This is a genomic window from uncultured Methanobrevibacter sp. (assembly GCF_902770715.1).
Lineage (GTDB): Archaea > Methanobacteriota > Methanobacteria > Methanobacteriales > Methanobacteriaceae > Methanocatella.
The window spans coordinates 1-4,274 of sequence record NZ_CACXTS010000063.1 but is presented as its reverse complement, the minus strand read 5'-3'; the positions used below and the strand labels follow the sequence as shown (position 1 = coordinate 4,274).

4 protein-coding genes are annotated in these 4,274 nt (G+C 33.8%); all 4 read right to left on the bottom strand.

Annotated features, from left to right (window positions below):
• The coding region (locus QZU81_RS10485; protein WP_295591699.1) for a leucine-rich repeat domain-containing protein at window positions 1-1,292 on the bottom strand (1,292 nt) is incomplete at its 3' end.
• A 92-nt stretch (window positions 1,293-1,384) separates the two neighbouring features.
• The gene (locus tag QZU81_RS10480; protein WP_295591698.1) at window positions 1,385-2,182 is read right to left on the bottom strand and encodes a hypothetical protein; all 798 of its coding nucleotides are present in this window, start codon (window positions 2,180-2,182) and stop codon (window positions 1,385-1,387) included.
• 33 nt (window positions 2,183-2,215) lie between these two features.
• On the bottom strand, window positions 2,216-3,538 hold the full coding sequence (locus tag QZU81_RS10475) for a WG repeat-containing protein (RefSeq protein WP_295591696.1): 1,323 nt from the start codon (window positions 3,536-3,538) through the stop codon (window positions 2,216-2,218).
• 326 nt (window positions 3,539-3,864) lie between these two features.
• The gene (locus QZU81_RS10905; RefSeq protein ID WP_342764273.1) at window positions 3,865-4,071 is read right to left on the bottom strand and encodes a helix-turn-helix transcriptional regulator; all 207 of its coding nucleotides are present in this window, start codon (window positions 4,069-4,071) and stop codon (window positions 3,865-3,867) included.
• Between the last annotated feature and the right edge of the window lie 203 nt (window positions 4,072-4,274).

Genomic DNA, 4,274 nt, shown 5'->3' with positions numbered 1-4,274 from the left:
GTCAAAACAGCAATTGTAAGAGGGCATTCTGAAAAGGCACCCTTTTCAATCTTTTCTAACGAATTGGGAAACCAAACTTCATTGAGACCCGAACAACCTTTAAAACAATTATTTCTAACAATCTTAACTCCGTTAGGGATATAGACGTTGTTTAACTTTTTACAATTTAAAAAAGCCCCACAACTCAGCACTTTAATATTGGGGGATATTGTAATTCGTTCTAGGAATTCACAATTAGCAAAAACATTATTCCCTATTTTAGAAACAGTTAATGGCAAAACAAAGTTATGAATGTGGGATTCTGCGAATGCAGAATCTCCAATCTCAATTGTTCCATTAGACATGGATATATCGAACCCCGTTTTCTCGAAAGCAGACTCACCAATGTATAACACGTTAGAAGGAATAGTTAAAGGCATCTTCCTTACCAAAATGACACCATAAAACGCATACCTTCCTATCATAACTACATGAGGGTCTATTTGTTTATTATCATCACTTTCGCTATACTCCCACATCACAGATATTATTTTCTTTTTATCTTTATCATATAATATGTCTTTATCATACACAAAATGAGGGGATAAGCATTCTATTTTGCCTCTACACGTAGTGAATGGATTACCAGTAATGATTTCGATAGAATTAGGAATAACAAAAGAATCTCTCCAATTATAATAGTAGAGGCAATTTCCAAGAGTCTTTACTGTTGATGGTAATAATATATCTTTGTCATCACTTGTGAGATTTGAAAGAGATGCGTCACATATTATTTCAACGCCTTCATTAATAGAATATCCCTCTGTTTTATTCCAGTAAAATAATAGCCTTTTCCCATCTGAAGAATAATCAGCCTCTCCATGTTCTCTTATCCTATGCTCTTTTGGATCATCTTTCCACCAATCAGTTACTGCATTATCTTTATCTGATTGGAGTATTTTAGTTAAAGCATAACTCTCTTTCTCTTTTTCTATGAATTCTAAATCTTTGACAGAGGGAGTCAAATCTTGTTGTACATAATAATCTTTGTCAGCGATGCAATCTATGCCATCATAGTGTAACATCTGAATAATTATATCTTCTTTCTTAACTTTAGGAACTATTGGTTGCCCAATACTCTTTGGCTGTGAGCTTTTGTATTCTTGTTTCTTCTTATTTTTATGTATTTGCTTATTTTCATATATCACGTCTCCAACATATCCGACAAACCAAATTATCCCTATAAGCAGGATAAAGCCCAAAATGCCACTAAAAATCCCTCCTGAATTATCTTTTGATACTTCATCTGTCACCCATCCTTGAGCCATAGCTTTATATTCTATGACAAGAAAAAAAAACAAAGTGCATAATCTAAATAATTTATGTTTTAAAACCATATTATGAGCTATTTAATGTATTCCATTATCAAAGAGGGAAGAATCTTCTTTTTTAAAGATGGTTCTTGTTCTCCCAACTGATTTATAATAAATCTCTCCATGTTTGGAGAGAGGAATGGTGACACTCTTATCTCATCAATTAAGATATTTATGTCTATTGGAATGTGTACCCCTTTCTCTTCGTCAGAAAGAACTAACATTCTTAATTCTTGTTCATCTTCATAATACTCATGTTTTTTGAATATAACATCGTATATATCACCAGTATATTTGTTTTTGTAATCAACCTTCGCTATAAATATATCATATGGGATCTCGATAATGGATTCTATAAAATGTAGGATCGTACTACCAACTCTTACCGAAATCTGATTTGATGTGTATGCTTTCCACATCAGATAATTCTCATCAGCAATTCCGGAATTCCTTATATCAAGACACCAGCATGAAATACATTGCTGCCATGCCTTTCTGATTTTTTCTTTCTTCTCTCTAAGATACCTTCTGTTTTTCCAACTCTCTGCTTCTGAATAAACGTTCTTTATTTCTTCCATTTTCTTCACAATAGCCATTTTGTCGCGCAAATCAGAAAAGGATTGTCTATTCGCTACATAAAATTCATGAGGCGAACTTAACAAGTTTAACAAATGAGGTAGTTGCATGTACCTGTATATCGCTAAATTTAAATATCTCCTTTCTATTAAGCTTTTTTCCACATACACACCATGTCCAGAGGGGGATTCTTTAATAAGCTCAAATCTACCTCTGTTTATATCTTCTTTAACTAATGTTGTCTTTTTATTCATTTTTAGTTATTCACCATTATTATCATTAATCATTCAAATGTCTATTAGACCGAATGGATTATAATTGTATTCTTCAAAACTAGTGGATTCGTCTCCTCCATATCCTGCAAACATATTACTGCGAGTTATGGTATAAAGACCGTATTTGCTTCCCTTTTTTATATATAATCTATGGCTGTATGAGTCATCTTTTTCATATAACAAATGGGATATTCTGTCATATTCCAAAGGGAGAACTACTTCGCCATCGGGTTTAATGCATCCATATTTCCCATTCTTCATTACAATATACCATGAAACTTCTCTCCAATAACGATTATGCGTTACATCAGTAGGCTTAATATCTTCATATTCAAATGGAAAAAGGATTTTTCCGTTCTTCATTTGAACAATTGAAAGCAAATTGTTATATTTAATAATACCAACTTCTCCAGGATAACATTCGAGAACACCTTCAGTCGTTTCTATATTATCATACTGAATAGGAATTATTTCTTCCCCGTTTATATCAATAATACCATATTTCCCATTCTTCTTTATTATAAGATTCACAACATCTTCTCCATACTCTCCCTTTCTTAAAATAATAGGAATTATTTCATCTGCTTCATAAGAATAAGTTTGCTCCGAATTGTCGATTTGTATAAAAAAACAAAGATTATGAATCCTATAGATAAAACACCCAAGATTGTAATATAATATTTTGTCACACTCAAAAAGGAATCTTTCTTTCCCGTCACACCGTTCATATGGAGATAGCAGTCCCCATTTCCCTGCGACTTTAGTAGGAATATCACTCCACATGTTTCCATTACCATAAAGTCCTCCAAATCCGCGAATACAACTATCTTCCTTAGATATTTTTGTACTATTTTCATTTGGGTGATCATATAGGTTCCCACAGGTATCAACATAACTATTCTGTCCAAAACGTTTCACTTCAGCAAACCCATTTGATTTATAATTCCAGACGAAATCATATATTAAAGGAACGACTTCCTTTCCATCAAAATCAATGAAACCATACAATTTGTCTAACCCATCAATCTTATATACAGGAATAAAAGGATACTTATAGTCATAACCTGCATTAAAGTACTCTGCAATCTTATCACATTTCGTTTTCGAGTAGACTATTATCCTATTATCAATCCCCATAAGAATGGTTGCATCTGACTCTCCAATATAATCAAACCATCTATTGAAGGACATATTTCCATCACTATCAATCATTGTGATCTTTCTTCCTTCGGGAAAATCACGAACCACGAATGCCTTATCGTCTACAAACTCATTGACGGAATAATATATTGGGGGAATAACGACATTCAACTTCTTATCTACGAAACCATACAAACCATTATGGGAGAAAGAGGCTCTATCACAATGAAAAACCAAAGATGAGTCGTTTTTCAGGTTCTCAATGACGTCATCCTGCTTATTGTTAGTACTATCTATTTTTTGTAGAAGCTGATTATCTGAGGGCTTAATCTCCAAATCATACTCTTTGATAAGATTACCATCTTCATCTTTTACTTGTATAAGGTAGCCACCAGCCTCCAATGTTACCTTTAACATAGAATCTGGTGTCACCTTACCTGCCTGTTCCATATCAATGAAGACTTGGCATTTTTTATCTGAAACGAATTTAACTATGGCCATATGAACAAATCTGTAATATTTTACTTCGATGATACAAATAATTCCTTCACATCCACACCGAGGTGGCGTGCAATCTTGTAGAGTTGTTCCACTGATGGCTGCACCTTGTTGGTCATCCAGCGTGAAACGGTACTGATGCTGTGGCCCATCTGCTCAGAGAGCCATGTGCCAGTTCGTTCTTTCTCGGCCAGTACTATCTTTAGCCTGTTGTAGCGTTGTATCTCCATATCGGATTTTAGTTATTATTGTCAATTATTAGGCGTATCGTGCACAAAGATACGAAGATTTTGTGAGAAGTGCAAGAGTTGGGACGAGAAATAAAAAAAAATCGTAGTTACTTCAAAAATTCTTCCCTTAAGATGTAACATTTTCGATTTTTGCATACTATATTGATAGAAAAGTATTAAATTTGCGGCATGATTGCCGCGAT

Coding starts and splice junctions, on each gene's coding strand:
- QZU81_RS10480 (WP_295591698.1), bottom strand. CDS start 2,182: ATGAATAAAAAGACAACATTAGTTAAAGAAGATATAAACAGAGGTAGA.
- QZU81_RS10905 (WP_342764273.1), bottom strand. CDS start 4,071: ATGGAGATACAACGCTACAACAGGCTAAAGATAGTACTGGCCGAGAAA.